The sequence below is a fragment of the Teredinibacter sp. KSP-S5-2 genome (assembly GCF_032773895.1).
Classification (GTDB): Bacteria; Pseudomonadota; Gammaproteobacteria; order Pseudomonadales; family Cellvibrionaceae.
Genome location: NZ_CP120416.1, coordinates 4,154,419 through 4,169,422, shown reverse-complemented (window position 1 = coordinate 4,169,422; position 15,004 = coordinate 4,154,419). Strand labels below are relative to the sequence as shown.

General features: G+C 45.7%; 15 protein-coding genes. 7 read left to right on the top strand and 8 right to left on the bottom strand.

Going from position 1 to position 15,004, the window contains the following annotated elements; all coding sequences use genetic code 11:
• Positions 1-108: 108 nt before the first annotated feature.
• Complete coding sequence (locus tag P5V12_RS17660; protein WP_316954419.1) at positions 109-756, bottom strand: glutathione S-transferase family protein; 648 nt, start codon at positions 754-756, stop codon at positions 109-111.
• 104 nt (positions 757-860) lie between these two features.
• On the opposite strand from P5V12_RS17660, the gene P5V12_RS17655 reads away from it, so the two are divergent.
• A complete protein-coding gene (locus P5V12_RS17655; protein ID WP_316954418.1) occupies positions 861-1,421 on the top strand; it encodes a TetR/AcrR family transcriptional regulator in 561 nt (186 codons plus the stop codon).
• Between the two features lie 138 nt (positions 1,422-1,559).
• Positions 1,560-2,039, top strand: coding sequence for a GNAT family N-acetyltransferase (locus tag P5V12_RS17650; protein ID WP_316954417.1), 480 nt, complete (start codon positions 1,560-1,562; stop codon positions 2,037-2,039).
• 101 nt (positions 2,040-2,140) lie between these two features.
• Here P5V12_RS17650 and P5V12_RS17645 read toward each other — a convergent pair whose 3' ends face one another.
• From P5V12_RS17645 to P5V12_RS17635, 3 genes are read right to left on the bottom strand one after another with little or no spacing between them, the layout of a single operon-like run.
• Positions 2,141-2,677 (bottom strand): DUF924 family protein, encoded by a 537-nt coding sequence (locus tag P5V12_RS17645; RefSeq protein ID WP_316954416.1) that lies wholly within the window; start codon positions 2,675-2,677, stop codon positions 2,141-2,143.
• 29 nt (positions 2,678-2,706) lie between these two features.
• Complete coding sequence (locus P5V12_RS17640) at positions 2,707-3,564, bottom strand: pirin family protein (RefSeq protein ID WP_316954415.1); 858 nt, start codon at positions 3,562-3,564, stop codon at positions 2,707-2,709.
• On the bottom strand, positions 3,561-4,508 hold the full coding sequence (locus P5V12_RS17635; protein WP_316954414.1) for a glutathione S-transferase family protein: 948 nt from the start codon (positions 4,506-4,508) through the stop codon (positions 3,561-3,563). Before P5V12_RS17635 ends, P5V12_RS17640 begins: the two co-directional genes overlap by 4 nt.
• 161 nt (positions 4,509-4,669) lie before the next feature.
• Here P5V12_RS17635 and P5V12_RS17630 point away from each other — a divergent pair, with 161 nt between their 5' ends.
• Both P5V12_RS17630 and P5V12_RS17625 read left to right on the top strand, forming a co-directional pair.
• A complete protein-coding gene (locus P5V12_RS17630) occupies positions 4,670-5,593 on the top strand; it encodes a LysR substrate-binding domain-containing protein (RefSeq protein WP_316954413.1) in 924 nt (307 codons plus the stop codon).
• A 99-nt stretch (positions 5,594-5,692) separates the two neighbouring features.
• Positions 5,693-6,664 carry a hypothetical protein gene (locus P5V12_RS17625; RefSeq protein WP_316954412.1) on the top strand — a complete coding sequence of 324 codons (972 nt, stop codon included), beginning with the start codon at positions 5,693-5,695 and terminating at the stop codon, positions 6,662-6,664.
• On the opposite strand, the gene P5V12_RS17620 is transcribed toward P5V12_RS17625, so the two are convergent.
• Positions 6,645-7,103: a GNAT family N-acetyltransferase gene (locus tag P5V12_RS17620; protein ID WP_316954411.1), complete on the bottom strand. Its 459-nt coding sequence runs from the start codon at positions 7,101-7,103 to the stop codon at positions 6,645-6,647. The two genes, P5V12_RS17625 and P5V12_RS17620, sit on opposite strands and share 20 nt — an antisense overlap.
• A gap of 237 nt (positions 7,104-7,340) precedes the next feature.
• On the opposite strand from P5V12_RS17620, the gene P5V12_RS17615 reads away from it, so the two are divergent.
• Both P5V12_RS17615 and P5V12_RS17610 read left to right on the top strand, forming a co-directional pair.
• Complete coding sequence (locus P5V12_RS17615; protein ID WP_316954410.1) at positions 7,341-8,699, top strand: HAMP domain-containing sensor histidine kinase; 1,359 nt, start codon at positions 7,341-7,343, stop codon at positions 8,697-8,699.
• A gap of 57 nt (positions 8,700-8,756) precedes the next feature.
• Complete coding sequence (locus tag P5V12_RS17610; protein ID WP_316954409.1) at positions 8,757-9,227, top strand: hypothetical protein; 471 nt, start codon at positions 8,757-8,759, stop codon at positions 9,225-9,227.
• Positions 9,228-9,294: 67 nt separating this feature from the next.
• On the opposite strand, the gene ntrC is transcribed toward P5V12_RS17610, so the two are convergent.
• From ntrC to P5V12_RS17595, 3 genes are all read right to left on the bottom strand, one after another.
• The gene (gene ntrC, locus P5V12_RS17605; RefSeq protein WP_316954408.1) at positions 9,295-10,701 is read right to left on the bottom strand and encodes a nitrogen regulation protein NR(I); all 1,407 of its coding nucleotides are present in this window, start codon (positions 10,699-10,701) and stop codon (positions 9,295-9,297) included.
• Entirely contained in the window at positions 10,688-11,779 is a 1,092-nt protein-coding gene (glnL, locus tag P5V12_RS17600; protein WP_316954407.1) for a nitrogen regulation protein NR(II), read from the bottom strand. Before glnL ends, ntrC begins: the two co-directional genes overlap by 14 nt.
• Positions 11,780-11,914: 135 nt before the next feature.
• Complete coding sequence (locus P5V12_RS17595) at positions 11,915-12,469, bottom strand: DUF4124 domain-containing protein (protein WP_316954406.1); 555 nt, start codon at positions 12,467-12,469, stop codon at positions 11,915-11,917.
• Between the two features lie 69 nt (positions 12,470-12,538).
• Between P5V12_RS17595 and P5V12_RS17590 the strand changes: the two genes are divergently transcribed.
• Complete coding sequence (locus P5V12_RS17590; RefSeq protein WP_316954405.1) at positions 12,539-14,995, top strand: P-loop NTPase fold protein; 2,457 nt, start codon at positions 12,539-12,541, stop codon at positions 14,993-14,995.
• The last annotated feature ends 9 nt before the right edge of the window (positions 14,996-15,004 follow it).

The following is a 15,004-nucleotide window of genomic DNA, read 5'->3' as shown; positions in this document are numbered from 1 at the left end:
AATCTTTTTTGTTGATTATGGATATGGTAAAAAATAATTTATGATGGATTTGTGAGGCGTGATAAAGATAAGAGCCATGATCTGGGACTCTTATCTTTATAGAGGGGATTATTTTGCGTCTTTTAATATTTTTTTCGCGTTATTTCTCTCCAGAATCCTATTCCGGTATTGTTTTATTGCTTGATATTGTTCAGGTATTTTAAATTCCCCAGGGAGGCGGAACATATAGTCAACTATTGGCGCGAGAAGTGCGTCTGCAATTGTGAAATGATCAGATGTGACAAATTTGTTTTTTGATATTTGTTCTTCGATAAGTGATAAGCAGTAATTCCGGTTTGGGATGGCACCTTTAATCTTCTCGATTTGTGTCTTTTGGTTGTTCTCATTAATTTTAATAAACTCGACAAGATAATCCCGGATAAGCGCCTTATCGATATACGTGGCAATATAAGAACACCATTGTAAATGTCTGGCTTTTTCTTTTGGTGTATCCGGTGTCAGCGAGGGACCTTCCCCGATGTCGTTTAGGTAATGACAAATCGCGATGCTTTCTGTTAGTTGGAATTCACCATGGATTAGCACAGGCACTTTGGCAAAAGGATGGATTGATTTTAATTTATCGGATGGGAATTCGATTTGCTGACCATCGATATTGAGTCCAAATTCATAGTCCACCTGTTTCTCTTCGCAGGTTAACAGGACACTTCGCAGAAAAGTGCTGAACTGTGGCCCAACAATATAGATGTTTTGTTTCATGTAAATTCTCCCAAGAAATTGTTTGCTAAACGGCGAGGGTCAATTTACGCTTTGTCAGAATATGATCAAGAACATATTTTGATGTTGTACAAGGGGAATGGGTTATGGCCTGGAAAGAGACACATAAGCAGGCGACGAGAGAGAAAATACTGGCGTCGGCGGCCAAGCTTTTTGCGGTCAAAGGCTTTGAGGGGGTTGGTATCGACGAAGTGATGCAGGATGCAGGTCTGACCAGGGGAGCGTTTTATGCTCACTTCTCATCCAAATCCAAGCTGTATGAGGAGTCTATACTCAATTCAGCCAAACGGGTTCGTTCGAGATTATTGCCCGATGAGGGATATTGCTTTTCTCTGAGTGATATTGCCAACAGCTATTTGGGGCAGGAGCATTTCAGGTCTTTGGATATGCGTTGTCCATTGTCGTCTCTGATTACCGATGTTACTCAGCAGGATGAGGTTGTTCGCGAGGTCTATACCCGGGTTTTTAACGGCTTTGTAGGGCGTCTGGTTAATGAGACGGGGATCTCCCGTGAGGATGCGTTGCAGAAAGCGGTATTGATGGTTGGCGGAATGGCTATTGCGCGGGCGCTGACAGACGAGAGCTTGAGTGAGGAGTTGCTGGAAGTATGCAGTGCTTCTGTCGCGACGTCTGGTACATTTGCCTGATCTATACCAATGCATAGTTAGTATTATTGACCGATAATGGATTAACTTTATGTGGCCTTTGTATTGAGTGATGGGTGGCTTGTTTAAGCGCCTGCTCTGGTGGGCTGAGGTTTATATCGAAGATAAGGCGGTATTTTTATGACAGATATGGTGGTTAAGCTTTACGATAATCCACTTAAAAGCGACCCTAAAGTCAGTGGGGAGCACGGTATTTCCATACGTAGAGGTATGGCGCTGGATAAGCAGGTAATCTGCGATTTTGTTGACCAGCATTTTCGCGATGTCAGCCCTGGCTGGGTGGATGAGTGTGCAGCGGCATTGTTACGCCAGCCTTCTTCTTGCATGATTGCGGTTCATGAGCAAAAGGTTGTGGGTTTCTGTTGTTATGATGCGACAGCGAAGGGCATGATTGGACCTCTGGGTGTGGATAGTAGTTACCGTGGTAAAGGGATTGCAACTGAATTGCTATACGAATGCATTCAGGCAATGAAAGCGGACGGTTATGCCTATGCGGTGATTGGTTGGGTCAGTTCAGAAGACTTTTATGCCAGAGCCTGTGGTGCAGTGTCCATTCCCGATTCCCACCCCGGCGTGTATTCGCGTAAAGTGGTCATCTGATTTTTTGTACAGAAACAATTCAGTCTATAAATACTGGCGCAAATTTATTTTTGCGCCATTTTTTTTGTTAACATTCGTTGACTGGCCTGTAAAAAAAACAGCTAAAAACTGGAGCCGGGTTGTTGCAGAAACTCAATTTCTTCGGCTGTAGATTGTCGTCCCAGAATTTTATTCCGATGTGGATAGCGTCCAAAACGTTCGATTATTGCTTTGTGTTTTAATTCAAAATCCAAGTTATTTTTTTCGCCATTTTTTTCAAACAATTCAACAGCCTGTTCGTGAATGATTAGAGACTCACTGTGCATATATGGCATGTACAGGAAACTGCGTTCAGCGGGGTTTAGCGCTTTGTCTGCGCCAAGGTGTACGGCTTCCTGGGCTAACGCAAGGGCCAGGGAATCTGTCGTGAAGGCCTGAGCTTTATCGCGATAGATATTTCTCGAAAACTGATCGAGTACGATGACTTCCGCCAGCCGTCCATGTGGGGAGTGTCGCCAGGAGAAAAGCTCGCATGCACTCGCTTGATTGTGTATCAATTGAAAGCGGTCGCGAATGTCCTGATCCAGAGTGGTGTCTTTCTTCCACCAGTGTTTTGGGGTTAGTTTACTAAACCAGAAATCAATCACTTTCGTGTGCATGCTCACAGCTCCGTTACAAGGCTGAAGGTTTATACAAGGTTTCCTTGATTGTAATCGTAGATGGCCTGCTCAATCTCTTCCGATGTGTTCATCACAAATGGCCCCCAATTCACTATGGGTTCTTTTATGGGTTTTCCCGAAAGAATCAGGGCGCGGCCGCCAACTTCTTCGGCATGCAGAATGACATGGTCTCCCTGGCTGAGTTTGGCCATCGAGTGGGGAAGAAGCTGAGCGGTACGCACGGTTTCTCTAATTTGTAATCTACCTTCGAACGTGTAAATCAGTGCGGTGTTCTCTTCTTTGAGTGGCAGTGTGACGGTTTCTCCGGCAGCAACATGAACATCATAAAAATCCGGTTGTGTCGATTTACCTTGTATTGGGCCTGATACGGCATCCTGTTCCAGGGAAAGCGTTCCAGCAATAATTTTAACCGTACTATGTGTGCCTAAATTTACAATTGGAATCTCCGATGCGGAAAATTCTTTATATGCCGCCGGCTGCATTTTTTCTTTGGCTGGCAGATTTAGCCACAGTTGAAAGCCGTGCATTTTACCTTCGGTTTGCTCGGGCATTTCGGAGTGAATAACGCCACGTCCGGCGGTCATCCATTGCACTGCTCCCGGTTCAAGAACACGCTCGTTCCCCATATGGTCCCGATGTCTCATCCGTCCTTCCTGCATATAAGTGACAGTCTCAAAGCCTCTGTGTGGGTGCTCAGGGAAGCCGGCCATATAGTCGTCGGCATCATCGGACACGATTTCGTCTAACAACAAAAACGGGTCGAAAGCTTGTAGGTTGCTTTGTATTGCTGTGCGCAAGATTTTAACGCCCGCACCATCTTTTGTTGGGTGTGCCTGGTAAAGGGTTTGTAGATTGCGCTGTTTCATGAGAATTGCCCTCGGTTGTGGGGTCGGTTGAAATCAAGTTCTGGCCCGGCTGGAATAATATGCGTCGGGTTGATGGTTGTGTGGCTGCCGTAATAGTGTGCTTTGATTTGCTGCATATCCACCGTGCCCGCGATACCGGGTATCTGGTATAGCTCCCTCAGATAATTTGACAGATTCGGGTAATTTTCGATCTGGCGCAGGTTGGTTTTAAAGTGACCGTGGTACACCGCATCAAATCGAATTAATGTGGTAAATAATCGCCAGTCGGCTTCCGTCAGTCTGTTACCTGTCAAATAACGTTGTTTACCGAGCTTTGCGTCCAAATTATCCAGTGTGTTAAACAGCGTGCGAAACGCTTTTTCGTAGGCTTGCTGCGTGGTGGCAAAGCCGCACTTATACACACCATTGTTCACTGTGTGATAGACCAGATCATTTATGCAGTCGATTTCCTCGCGAAGGTCAGCAGGGTAATAATCCTCTGTGTTTCCGGTAAGCGTGTTGAAGGCGGAGTTAAACATCCGAATGATCTCTGCTGATTCGTTGCTGACAATGGTGCTGTTGAGCTTATCCCACAACACCGGAACGGTGACTCGCCCGCTATAGTCTGCTTGGGCTGCCTGGTATATCTGATACAGATACTGTGCATTTGGTAGAGGGCTTTCTTCTTGGTTGCCAGCCAACTCCCATCCATGTTCAAGCATCAGTGGGGCGACAACCGTGACATTGATATGCTCTTCCAATTGCTTTAGTTTGCGAAAAATAAGAGTGCGGTGTGCCCAGGGGCAAGCGTAGGAAACGAACAGGTGGTAGCGCCCACTTTCCGCAGGAAAATCGCTGGTGCCTATCCAATTACGAAACTGGGAATCTTGACGGACAAATTCTCCTTGTGTCGATTGGGTGTCGTACCATTTGTCTTGCCACTCGCCATTGACTAATAAACCCATGATTCTCTATCTCCTGACTATTCAGCCTTTTTCTAAACTTTGTTCATAAATATTGTTTGTTTTTTGCATATTAAATCGAGAGATTGAGAGAAAAAATCAATGATATTTGATAGATTTATTCAAATAATTTGAATGATTGAACGTTGTTGACGAGGTGCTCTGTGTCCAGTCCGATTACGATAGATGCTTTAGAGGTGGTTGATGCTATTGCCAGCAAGGGCAGTTTTGCGGCGGCGGCGAGTGCGTTGTACCGGGTGCCCTCGTCTGTGACCTATACCGTGAGTAAGTTGGAGGAGCAATTGGGGGTTGTGTTGTTCCGTAAAGAAGGGCGTCGCTCGGTGTTAACACCGGCTGGTATGGTTTTACTGGAGCAGGGGCGTGAAATTCTTCAGGCGACGCAGCGCTTGGCGGAGATGACCCGACAAGTCGAGAAGGGATGGGAGTCGCAACTCACTGTCGTAGTGGACACCATACTGGATCCACAGCCCATCTATACGTTACTTAGAGAGTTTTATCACGAAGTTGGCCAGCAGGTTGAGGTTCAGATTCAGGAAGGCGTGTTGGGTGGCAGCTGGGAGCTTTTACTGGAGGGGCAGGCTGATTTGGTGGTGGGGGCCTCTGATCCGGTACCGGCTTCTTCAAATGTCTGTGTGAAAGAGATTGACCGGGTTCAGTTTGTGTTTGTTGTATCGCCTGATCATCCTTTGGTTGAGTTGCATAAGCAAACAGGTCTGTTAACAAAAGAGGATATTGAATCCTATCGGGCGGTGGTGGTACGCGATTCCTCCGTCAGTTATGCACCGGTCAGCAAGCGGGTGTTTGCTCGGGAGAGTGTGCTGTCGGTGCCTTCCCTCAAGCATAAAATCGATGCGCAGATTAATGGGTTGGGAGTGGGTTTCTTACCCCATCACCGTATAACGGCAGAGTTAGCGGAGGGGCTGCTTGTGCCGCTTAATATTGACCTTGATCTCGATCCCACGCCTATTTACGGAGCGTGGAAAAAGGGGAATACCGGGAAGGCTCTACGTTGGTTTGTTGATGGTTTGGAGCGACACGAAAAGCAGTTTGTTGAAAGGAGACTATAATTTCAAAGTAATGATACTTCCAGTCAGTTGTCTAATTGTTAGTTGGAGGTGTTAGACGAGCCTCGTTCTCTTGTACTTTACATATTCTGATGCGATTTAATGTACCAGCGTGTCCTTATTAGACTATTCACCCTCTTATTGGGTGGTTTACTGAGTGTGAATCTGGCTTTTGCGGGTTCTAATCAAGTTGTTTCTGTAAACGCACTTCATGCTTTTTCCAGAGGGGCTCCAGATACTCATCCTCTCACGGTGATGGCTCCCAGTGGGGTAATAAACTTATTTAATACATTTCGGGCTGGACGAGATCCACTTGCTATCAACTACTTTGGCGGTCAGGGGGCTTTTCGGGAAAGTGCTGAGCTGACATTGGTGGTCCAGGCTTTGCACTTTGGGGGGCTGGATAACGCCATTGATTATGTTCCCTATGTCAATTCAGGGCATCAGCGGTATATCGATTCCATGGTCAAAGGGCGCTACGTCATGATGGGCGAGAGTATTTGGCTGTCGGATGTAAAAGACCGGGAAGATGAGTTGTACGTTACCCAACCTCTGGTTCGGCCAGGAGAGTTTTATGTTGGCCTTTACACGCATCCTGATAACAAAAAAGCACTTAAGGCCCGGACAATTGAGCAGATTCGTAAGCTTTCCATCGTCACCAACCCGAATTGGCAAAGTGATGTCGATGTAATTCATGCAATTGGTTTTGACAAGGTGTATTACGCTGAAGCCTTTACTTCGATGTTGCGAATGGTAAAAAGGCAAAGGGCGGATGTGGTGTTATCGGCTTTTTCGTCCAACGAAAACTACGAGCATAGTTGGGATGGTGGTGTGCTGATTCCCATTCCCGGTATTAAAGTGATGTTTCCTGGAAGTCGGCATTGGATAGTCAGCAAAGCGCATAAGGATGGTGAGATGGTATATCAGGCTTTGGAAAAAGGGATTGAGGCTTTACGTGAGAAGGGGCAAATACGCAAGGCTTATATCGAATCGGGTTTCTTTAATCAAAAGGCCGCTAGCTGGAAATCTCTTGAATATCATATGAATATGACTACTAAAGCCAGTGTTCCATAACCATATTGCAGCGGGCATATATGGGGTGCTGTTCATAACTGATAACTTTAAAACCATTCTTTTTGTATAGGGCTATTGCAGTTTTTTGTTCGATGTTGGTCAGGAGAAATGTTCGATGCTCGCCAAGCTCCTTGAGTTTATGGAGAGCGTATGAAAGAAGCTCCTGCCCATAGCCACGGCTTTGGTGTTCTTCTGCAACTGTCATTCTTGCGATTTCGAATATTCCGTGGCTGTGCTTGATGAGTGCGCAGCAACCGATGACCGTATTATTAAGCGTCATAGTAATAACATAGCCCCCCCGGTTTATAATTTTTGCCGGGTTGGCCGCTAGCCTTCGGTCGACATCTTCTAGAGCATAATGCTTTTTTATCCAATCTTCATTGAGTTGAATGAAGTCTCTGAGATGTTCAGTATTGTTAATGTAGATTTGCTTCTGCATCAGTGGAACCAAATCTCGTTTTTCTCTATTGCCTGGTTATTTAAATAGCCTTTGTGCATCACCAATAATAGCTTGTGAATAGGCTTTTCGCCTGACTGGCGCTGGAAAAGACGGCTATTTCTTTTGTTTATTGAGCTCTGCTGGCGAGGCGATCTGTTCTTATTTCGCATCCCTACAAGATAAAGGCTCACCACCTATACTGGAGCTAGAGTAGCAAGTATTTAAAGTGAGAGACTTTTGTCTGATACATTAAAGCATAGCGAAAACAAAACGGAGGTCGCCATTGATGCGAGGTTTGAGATTGAACTGTTTTCGCGCAGAAGGCGGATTATTCGTTTTATCCTGTTAGTTGTGATGTTTATTCAGTGTCTTTTTTTTGCCAAGGCGATAGTTGATCAGATTTTTATTCGTCAATTAGTGATAGGTATTTCTCTAATGGCGGCGATTGCTACATTTTTGATGCTTCATCTTCGTTGGTTAGATTGGGCTGCATTTTTTTTGCTTTTTTCTGTTGTGACCAGTGTTTTATTAGCTATTACAACCAATGGCGGTATTTATCAGGTTTCCACTGGCTGGTTGCTAGTTATTTCCCCGATGGCGGGGCTTGTCGGTGGCGTTAGAGCGTGTAAGTTCTGGTCTTTGTTGACCGTGCTATTGGTAGTGATACTGGTAATTGCGGAGGCCAATGGCGTTCACTGGAAAGACTTAACACCAGTTTCATCCCGCATCACTCAAATGCAGTTTCATGTCATTGGTCAAGTGGTGATATTACCTACCCTTATTCTTGGTTTTTTAATGCAGTTTGCTCGATATGATCGGCGTATTGAAAAACAGTTGGTAACAATAAGTGAAGAAATAAAAGAACGGAAAACTGCAGAAGCGAAAGCTGTGCTGTCGAATTTAGCGAAATCTCGGTTCTTGGCGAATATGAGTCATGAGTTGCGTACGCCTTTGAATAGCATTATTGGCTTCTCAAAAAGACTGCTGCGAAAGTCTGATAGTTTGTCAGAGAAAGATCTGGCGGCAATTGAAGTTATATTCAACAATGGCAAAGCCCTTCATTTGTTGGTCAACGAATTATTGGAGCTCGCTGATGTGGAATCCAGTGATTTCGAATTACATAAACAGCAAGTAAATATTGCTGATGTTGTGCGTGAAGCGGTGGAGTTGTTTTGTGTTTCGGAGTTGCCTGACGGTGTGGATGTCGAGCTTGAATGTGATATGCCGTTTTTTATTGTTGGTGATGTGGGTAGAGTGTTGCAGGCGTTTCGAAATTTGCTCACGTATTGTGTTCACAAGGATTGTAGCAAGATGTTTGTTACTCTTTCTGTTATCGATGATGGTCATTGGGCAGAGTTGGAGATTGGCAATGATCATGATGTGATGCAGGTTGAAACCGTGCGGGGGATGCTTTCCGTTGACAGTCGCAGGATTGCAGAAGGTGACCCGGAACGGCCTGTTGCAGCGTTAGGCCTGGCTATCGCGAATAACCTTATCCAAAAGCATGGTGGACAGCTGAAGGTCGAATCCAATACGCCAGGTGGTCTTTCATTTCACGTTCTGTTTCCCTCCACGGTTCATTCTGGTTCAGCATAGATTCAGTCTCGGTCATTTAATCTACCTCTAAAAGTGAAACGCCGGGAGGTTGGAACCATGAGACTCAAAAGAAACCGTTTACTGATCGCTTCAGTTGCGCTCACTTCAGTGTTGATGGTGTGGGGAAGTGCTGAAGCTTCGGAAAAAACTCGACCAGATATTCGAGGATTTGATGGCAGTCGAAGTGAGCATCGAGGTGACAGACGGGTTGAGCGACGCAGGGACTCGGAGCATCGTTCGCATCGCCGTCAGGAAACACGTCGAGAACACCGAACGGAGCATCGGCGAGAAAGTCGTCGCCATGGTCATCATCATTATGATGGCCATGATTTGGCGAGGGATATCCTTATTGGTGCCACCGTTTCCAGTCACTGGGGACACAGCCACAACCAATATTGTGACCATAAGCGCCGAAGACCTGTAAAACGTGGTTACTACTATCAGGATCGTTGGGGAGATTGCTATTGGATTGAGCGCTATAACGGTCACGAGATCCGCAACTCTGTTGCGAGACGTTACTGCTGGTAATTGTCGCCTATAGCTGGATGAGCACCGAAAGGTGCTCGTTTGTCAGTGATCAGCTTTTATAGACTGGTTATGCCGTAATTTTCAGTTCTTTCAATTTTCTGGTGAGTGTATTTCTTCCCCAGCCCAGCAGTTCTGCTGCGTCACGTTTTCTGCCGCGTGTGTGCCGTAAAGCAACTTCGATGAGCGTTTTTTCAAATCGTGGTGAAGCTTGTTTTAGTATGTCTGTCTGGCCGTTTTCCAGTTCCTGTTTGGCCCATATTTCCAAAGCCTTAAACCACTCCGCACTGGTGTTGATATCGGCTTTTTCGTTTTGAATCAGTTCCGGTGGTAAATCAGAAATTTTTACTTCCCTGCCGGAGGCCATAACTGTGAGCCAGCGGCAGGCGTTTTCGAGCTGTCTTACATTGCCCGGCCAGGGTAATTGACGAATATAGGAGATGGTTTCTTCTGCAAGAACTTTGTGTTCAACCGCCAGCTCTGCGGCGGCCTTACGTAAAAAATGTTTTGCTAGTTGTGGAATGTCTTCGCGTCTTTCGCTCAGCGAGGGAATATGAATGCGAATAACATTGAGTCGGTGAAATAAGTCTTCGCGAAAACGCCCTTCGGCTACCAGTTTTTCCAGGTTTTGATGGGTCGCAGCTATGACTCTGACGTCCGCCCGGGTGGGGGTGTGGCCACCGACGCGATAAAATTCACCGTCGGCCAGAACCCGTAATAAACGAGTTTGCGCATCGGCGGGCATATCGCCGATTTCATCCAGAAAAAGAGTTCCTTTATCGGCTTGTAAAAAACGGCCTTGGCGTTGACTGGCGGCACCTGTAAACGCGCCTTTTTCGTGGCCGAATAATTCTGATTCAATCAAGTCTTTAGGGATGGCGGCCATGTTTAATGCAATAAAAGGCTCGTTTTTTCTCGGGCTGTGTCGGTGCAGGGCTTTGGCTACCAACTCTTTCCCGGTTCCTGAAGCGCCATTTATTAACACCGTAATGTTGGATTGGGACAGTCGACCGATTGCACGAAACACTTCCTGCATCGCTGGCGCTTCACCAATAATTTCAGCATTAATGGACGGTGCCGGTTCAATTGGGCTTTGACTGTTTTGTGCCGCTTGCGCCAGGGCTCGCTGGGTAACATCGACGGCTTCTTCTATATCAAAGGGTTTTGGTAGATATTCAAAAGCACCTCCCTGATAGGCCGAAACAGCGCTATCTAAATCAGAGTGGGCAGTCATAATAATAACGGGTAACTGTGGGTATGATTCCTGCATTTTGGCCAGCAGAGATAAGCCGTCTATACCTGGCATTCGGACATCGCACAGTACCGCTTGTGGAGGATTGCTCTCCAATTCATCGAGCGCATCTTCGCCATTTTCAAAACATCGGGTGGATATTTGTGCTTGAGAAAGCGCCTTGTCCAGTACCCAGCGAATGGATTTATCGTCATCTATGATCCAAACAAGATTAGAAGTCATCATGTGTCCTTAAGGGGATATAAATCACAAATTCAGTTGCGTGAGTTTTGTTTTGGTATTCGATGAGGCCGTTATGTTGACCTATTAAATTCTGTGCGATGGATAAGCCCAGACCGGTTCCTGACGCTCGCCCGCTGATCATGGGAAGAAATATGTCATCAATAATCGATTCGGGAATGCCGGGGCCGTTGTCTTCTATACCTATTCGTACAACCAGCGGGTAATAGGTTTTACCAATGGTGTATTGGCGTTGGATACGGGTACTCAGGGTTATACAGGGGGCTGTTTCGTCTTCTAGTTCCTGTAGTGCCTGCATGGCGTTGCGGGCAATATTTAAAACCGCTTGAATCAGTTGCTCCTGGTCACCCAGTAATTCTGGAATACTGGGGTCGTAATCCCGTTTTACTTCTATCTGATTTTTACTTTCTGCCCGAATAATTGTGGCGACATGTTCAAGCACCGAGTGAATATTCAGTAATGCTTTTTGACTGGGCTTGTTGGGTCCCAGCAGTCTGTCGACTAAGTTCCGCAGACGATCGGTTTCGTCGATGATGACTCTGGTGTATTCACAAAGCTCACTGTCATTGAATTCTTTACTGAGCAGTTGTGCTGCCCCCCGTATACCCCCGAGAGGGTTTTTGATTTCATGTGCCAGGCTGCGTGCGAGGTTGCGGGATGTCTCCCGGTAGGATAACAAGGCTTCCTCTCGGCTAATTTTCATGAGCCTGTCTTGAGGCTGAACCTCAATGATAATGTTGCCGGTTTCCGGGCTGGGGGAAACGGAGTAGTCGACTGTAATTTTTTGTTGATTATGCAGTGTCCATTGCGCCTTGCGCTTGGTGAAATTGAGGTTTTCGCGCAATGCGTGTTGCAATGAGTTGGGAGTGCCATCCTTAGCTGAAAAGCAGTCGTGTATGTGTCGACCCTGCATTTGGTCACAGCTTAAGCCAAATAGAAACTCTGCGGATGCATTCAGGTGATAGATGCGGAGGTTGTCGTCCACCACGATCACTGCGGTCATCAGAGAGTCCAGAACAAGTTTATAGTCCATTTGTGTTTTGGGTGTAGTTGAGGTTGTCATGGCTACAGCAATATCCGAACCAACATTGGTATTTGGATTGAGCTCCCATATACAGCGGGGTACAGCGAAGGGAGGAAAACCGGTGATTGATTATAATGCTAGCCCTCGCACCAAGTTGGTGCAAGGGCTTGTGGGTTAAGATTTGGGGGAGGCTCTGGGTTTTCGGTTCGGCCGAATTATGTGAATGGTAACGGGAGGGGATGTGATCACCGCTTCGCCCTGACGACCGATCATGGTTGCGATAATGGTTTTCTCCCCGCGATCGATCCGTTTTACCGGTATTTCAATTGCTCCCGCGCCTTTCGCCAGGGTGTATTCCTGTCCGGAAAAACTAATGGAGATGTGTGAGTAGCTTGGCATATCTCCCTTGATTTCCACCGCTACGGTAATGCTGTCCTGGGTCGGCCCAATTTGACTGCCGTTGGTAGGAGAGGTCAAAACCATGGTTGTTTCGGGAATGAATGCTTTACCCTGCTGAATTGTTCTGGGGCGGTACTGAACCGGAGGTTGAGTGTTTATCGGTGGTAAATCCACCTCCTTGGCTTGTTTATTGGCCCCGGGAGTATCGGTGTAAGTTACCCGGCCTTTATCGTCCACTGTTTTATATACTTCATCTGCCCAACTTAGATGGGCCATAATGAGAGCTACTGATATCAGTAGCATACGAGGGAATAATTGGTTGTTTTGCATGGTTCTCTCCCCGCAAGTGCATAGCACCGTCATATTAAGCTTTTAACACGATACTGGGAACGTCTACTCATGGAAACTGTAGAACTGCGAAACTTAGATGAGCAAATCAATCAGTTAGTTCGACAAAAGCCGGATTCACAAAAACAATTGCTGCTGATGCTGGCTGCTCGATCGATCTTCAGGTCATTGCCCTTGCTGCCTTTGCCTGGCGCTACGCAGGGAGTCTCCGAAAAGGTGGAAAAATTCAATAGAGAAGACGAGACAATCACCACTGGAGACTTGCTTTCGCTTTATTCCGTTTTGATTTGTGCCTACCAGGACGCGTTAGGCCAGGAGCATGAGTTGAAATTAGAGGAGTTTGGCCGCTCCTTGAGGGAAGCGCACTCCCGCTTTGAGAAAAGTGAAGCGTTTGCTCCGTTATTTTTATCCTTTGCTAACTTGGCTGAGTTGGGACTTGATCAGGGGATGGAATCAAACGCCGCACTCTGTGGGGAAATTCTTAGCTCGGAAATTGGATTGTGGCACAGGCAGGGAAGTGAGGTTGCAAGCTTAAGCGAGCAAGCGATTAGTTCTGATGTGAGCTACCTATCCGAGCATTCTGTGTCGGCACTTTCTGAACAGAAGCTTTGGCCTGCAACCTCTGATGAGTTAAAACAACTCTATGAGTCGGTGTTCCTTGAGGCTCTCGCACGGGTAATTAGTCAAGCTGGTTCAGTTGATGAAGAAAATGCGCTATCGACAATTTATGCCAGTTATCAAAAAATTATTGAACGAAACTTTGAAGATGAAAAACTGCGAGCAGATTTTCTGGTTGCACCCGAAACAGGAGGAAAAAAAGAAGATCATCTGGATCGAGAAGGGCTAGTGAGTTCGCTGGCGAATTTGTTGACGGATCGTCGCAATGGTGAGCATTTAACCATTGGTTTGTTGGGGCATTGGGGGTCGGGTAAAACCCGCGTTATAGATTTGTTAAAGCAACGTCTCAGGAAAAATCGAAAACAGCCTTTTCTGTTTGGTGAGTTTAATGCCTGGGCTTATGAGCATTCAAAAAATATTCAGGCGGGGCTGGCTCAGGAAATGATGGATGCGCTCACGAGTTGTCATTTGGGGTTTGAGTTGGAAGGTGCAAAGGGCGTTAAACGGTTTTTGTATGTGCTGACGAATCAATGTGTGCAAATTGGCTGGAACTTGACCATGCGAATTTGGTTGGCGTTGTGTTTTTCATATAAAAAATACACAACCAAAATGACAATTATCAGCATGTTTGTTTTGAGTGTCGTGCTGTTTCATGACTCTATATACCACTATCTTGTTAAGTGGAAGTTATATACCGCAGATAAGCATTGGCTCGGAGCGGGGTCTGTTTTAGTTTTGATGGCAACGTTGTTTACTTTTTATAAACAATTTCGTGTGTTACTTGCACAGCCCTTTACCAAAGAATTGCTGACTTACGTGCGTTTGCCTGATTATGCGGAGCATTTAGGGCAGGTTGCTGTTATGAAGGATGACATTCGGTTAATGTGTAATATTCGTCTACGTACACCGAGTGTTGATAAGTATGATTTTAATTTGAATATCGGTCCTAAACGACGAATGTTATTTGTTGTCGATGATCTGGATCGATGTGGTCCAGAAGGTATTGTCAAAACATTTGAGGCAATCCGTTTGGTTTTGGATATTCCTCAAGTAACGGTGTTGATTGCAGTTGATCAGCGAATTGCGTTAGCGGCGATGGCGCTGCACTACGAGTCTTTAGAAAAATATCATGCGTTAAATGATGCAAAGGCAATTGCTCGGGATTATTTGGGTAAGATGATTCATCTGCCTATTTTGTTACAGGAGCCTGAACCCAATACCGTTCGTCAGTTTTTGGGATATATCTGGGGTGATGACCAGCAAAAGCGAAGTCAATGGCAGGGAATACTCAGTCAGGTAGATAAAAATGGATATTTGATTGAAGTGGATTCCAAAAAGAAAGCTGTTTCCGGTGGGGCTGCTTCTGGAAGTTCTCTAGTTGGTAATATTTCTTCAGAGAAGATAATTAAAAGTATTATTTCGCACCCGCTATTCGGTGGGGACAAAGATACGGAATCTAACTTTCAGCATGGTTTGAGTGATCAACAAAAAGCAGCTTTTTCTTTTTGGGCAAATCGCTTTGAACTATCCAACCCAAGGCAGCTTAAACGTCTGCACAATAGCTATAATTTGGTTCGCCTGGTTTCTAATGATGAAGATACGCCTGTTCTTGATGACAAACCCTTAAGTTATGGCTTGATTGTCGCTCTGTTTTCAATTGAATACATCAATAGTATCGAAGACGCGGCGTACAGAGATAAACTAATGAATTGCCTTTACTATGATAAATGTGAAGATGAAGTTCATGAGTCGGATGTTGCTATTTTTGATGAGGCAAAAAGTGTCATTCAAACTGCCTCCGAACGCTTCTACTTAAAAACGGAAGATTATGATGATAGAGCAACCTTTTTAAATTTTGTTTCGTTGTTTGTCCTCCCTGCTATTGATTAACCGTGATAT

Bases quoted from the DNA above. Each gene is read 5' to 3' on its own strand.
- P5V12_RS17650 (WP_316954417.1), top strand. From the start codon at position 1,560: ATGACAGATATGGTGGTTAAGCTTTACGATAATCCACTTAAAAGCGAC.
- P5V12_RS17610 (WP_316954409.1), top strand. From the start codon at position 8,757: ATGAGACTCAAAAGAAACCGTTTACTGATCGCTTCAGTTGCGCTCACT.
- P5V12_RS17595 (WP_316954406.1), bottom strand. From the start codon at position 12,469: ATGCAAAACAACCAATTATTCCCTCGTATGCTACTGATATCAGTAGCT.
- P5V12_RS17620 (WP_316954411.1), bottom strand. From the start codon at position 7,103: ATGCAGAAGCAAATCTACATTAACAATACTGAACATCTCAGAGACTTC.
- glnL (WP_316954407.1), bottom strand. From the start codon at position 11,779: ATGACAACCTCAACTACACCCAAAACACAAATGGACTATAAACTTGTT.
- P5V12_RS17635 (WP_316954414.1), bottom strand. From the start codon at position 4,508: ATGGGTTTATTAGTCAATGGCGAGTGGCAAGACAAATGGTACGACACC.
- P5V12_RS17625 (WP_316954412.1), top strand. From the start codon at position 5,693: ATGTACCAGCGTGTCCTTATTAGACTATTCACCCTCTTATTGGGTGGT.
- P5V12_RS17640 (WP_316954415.1), bottom strand. From the start codon at position 3,564: ATGAAACAGCGCAATCTACAAACCCTTTACCAGGCACACCCAACAAAA.
- P5V12_RS17590 (WP_316954405.1), top strand. From the start codon at position 12,539: ATGGAAACTGTAGAACTGCGAAACTTAGATGAGCAAATCAATCAGTTA.
- P5V12_RS17645 (WP_316954416.1), bottom strand. From the start codon at position 2,677: ATGCACACGAAAGTGATTGATTTCTGGTTTAGTAAACTAACCCCAAAA.
- ntrC (WP_316954408.1), bottom strand. From the start codon at position 10,701: ATGATGACTTCTAATCTTGTTTGGATCATAGATGACGATAAATCCATT.
- P5V12_RS17660 (WP_316954419.1), bottom strand. From the start codon at position 756: ATGAAACAAAACATCTATATTGTTGGGCCACAGTTCAGCACTTTTCTG.
- P5V12_RS17655 (WP_316954418.1), top strand. From the start codon at position 861: ATGGCCTGGAAAGAGACACATAAGCAGGCGACGAGAGAGAAAATACTG.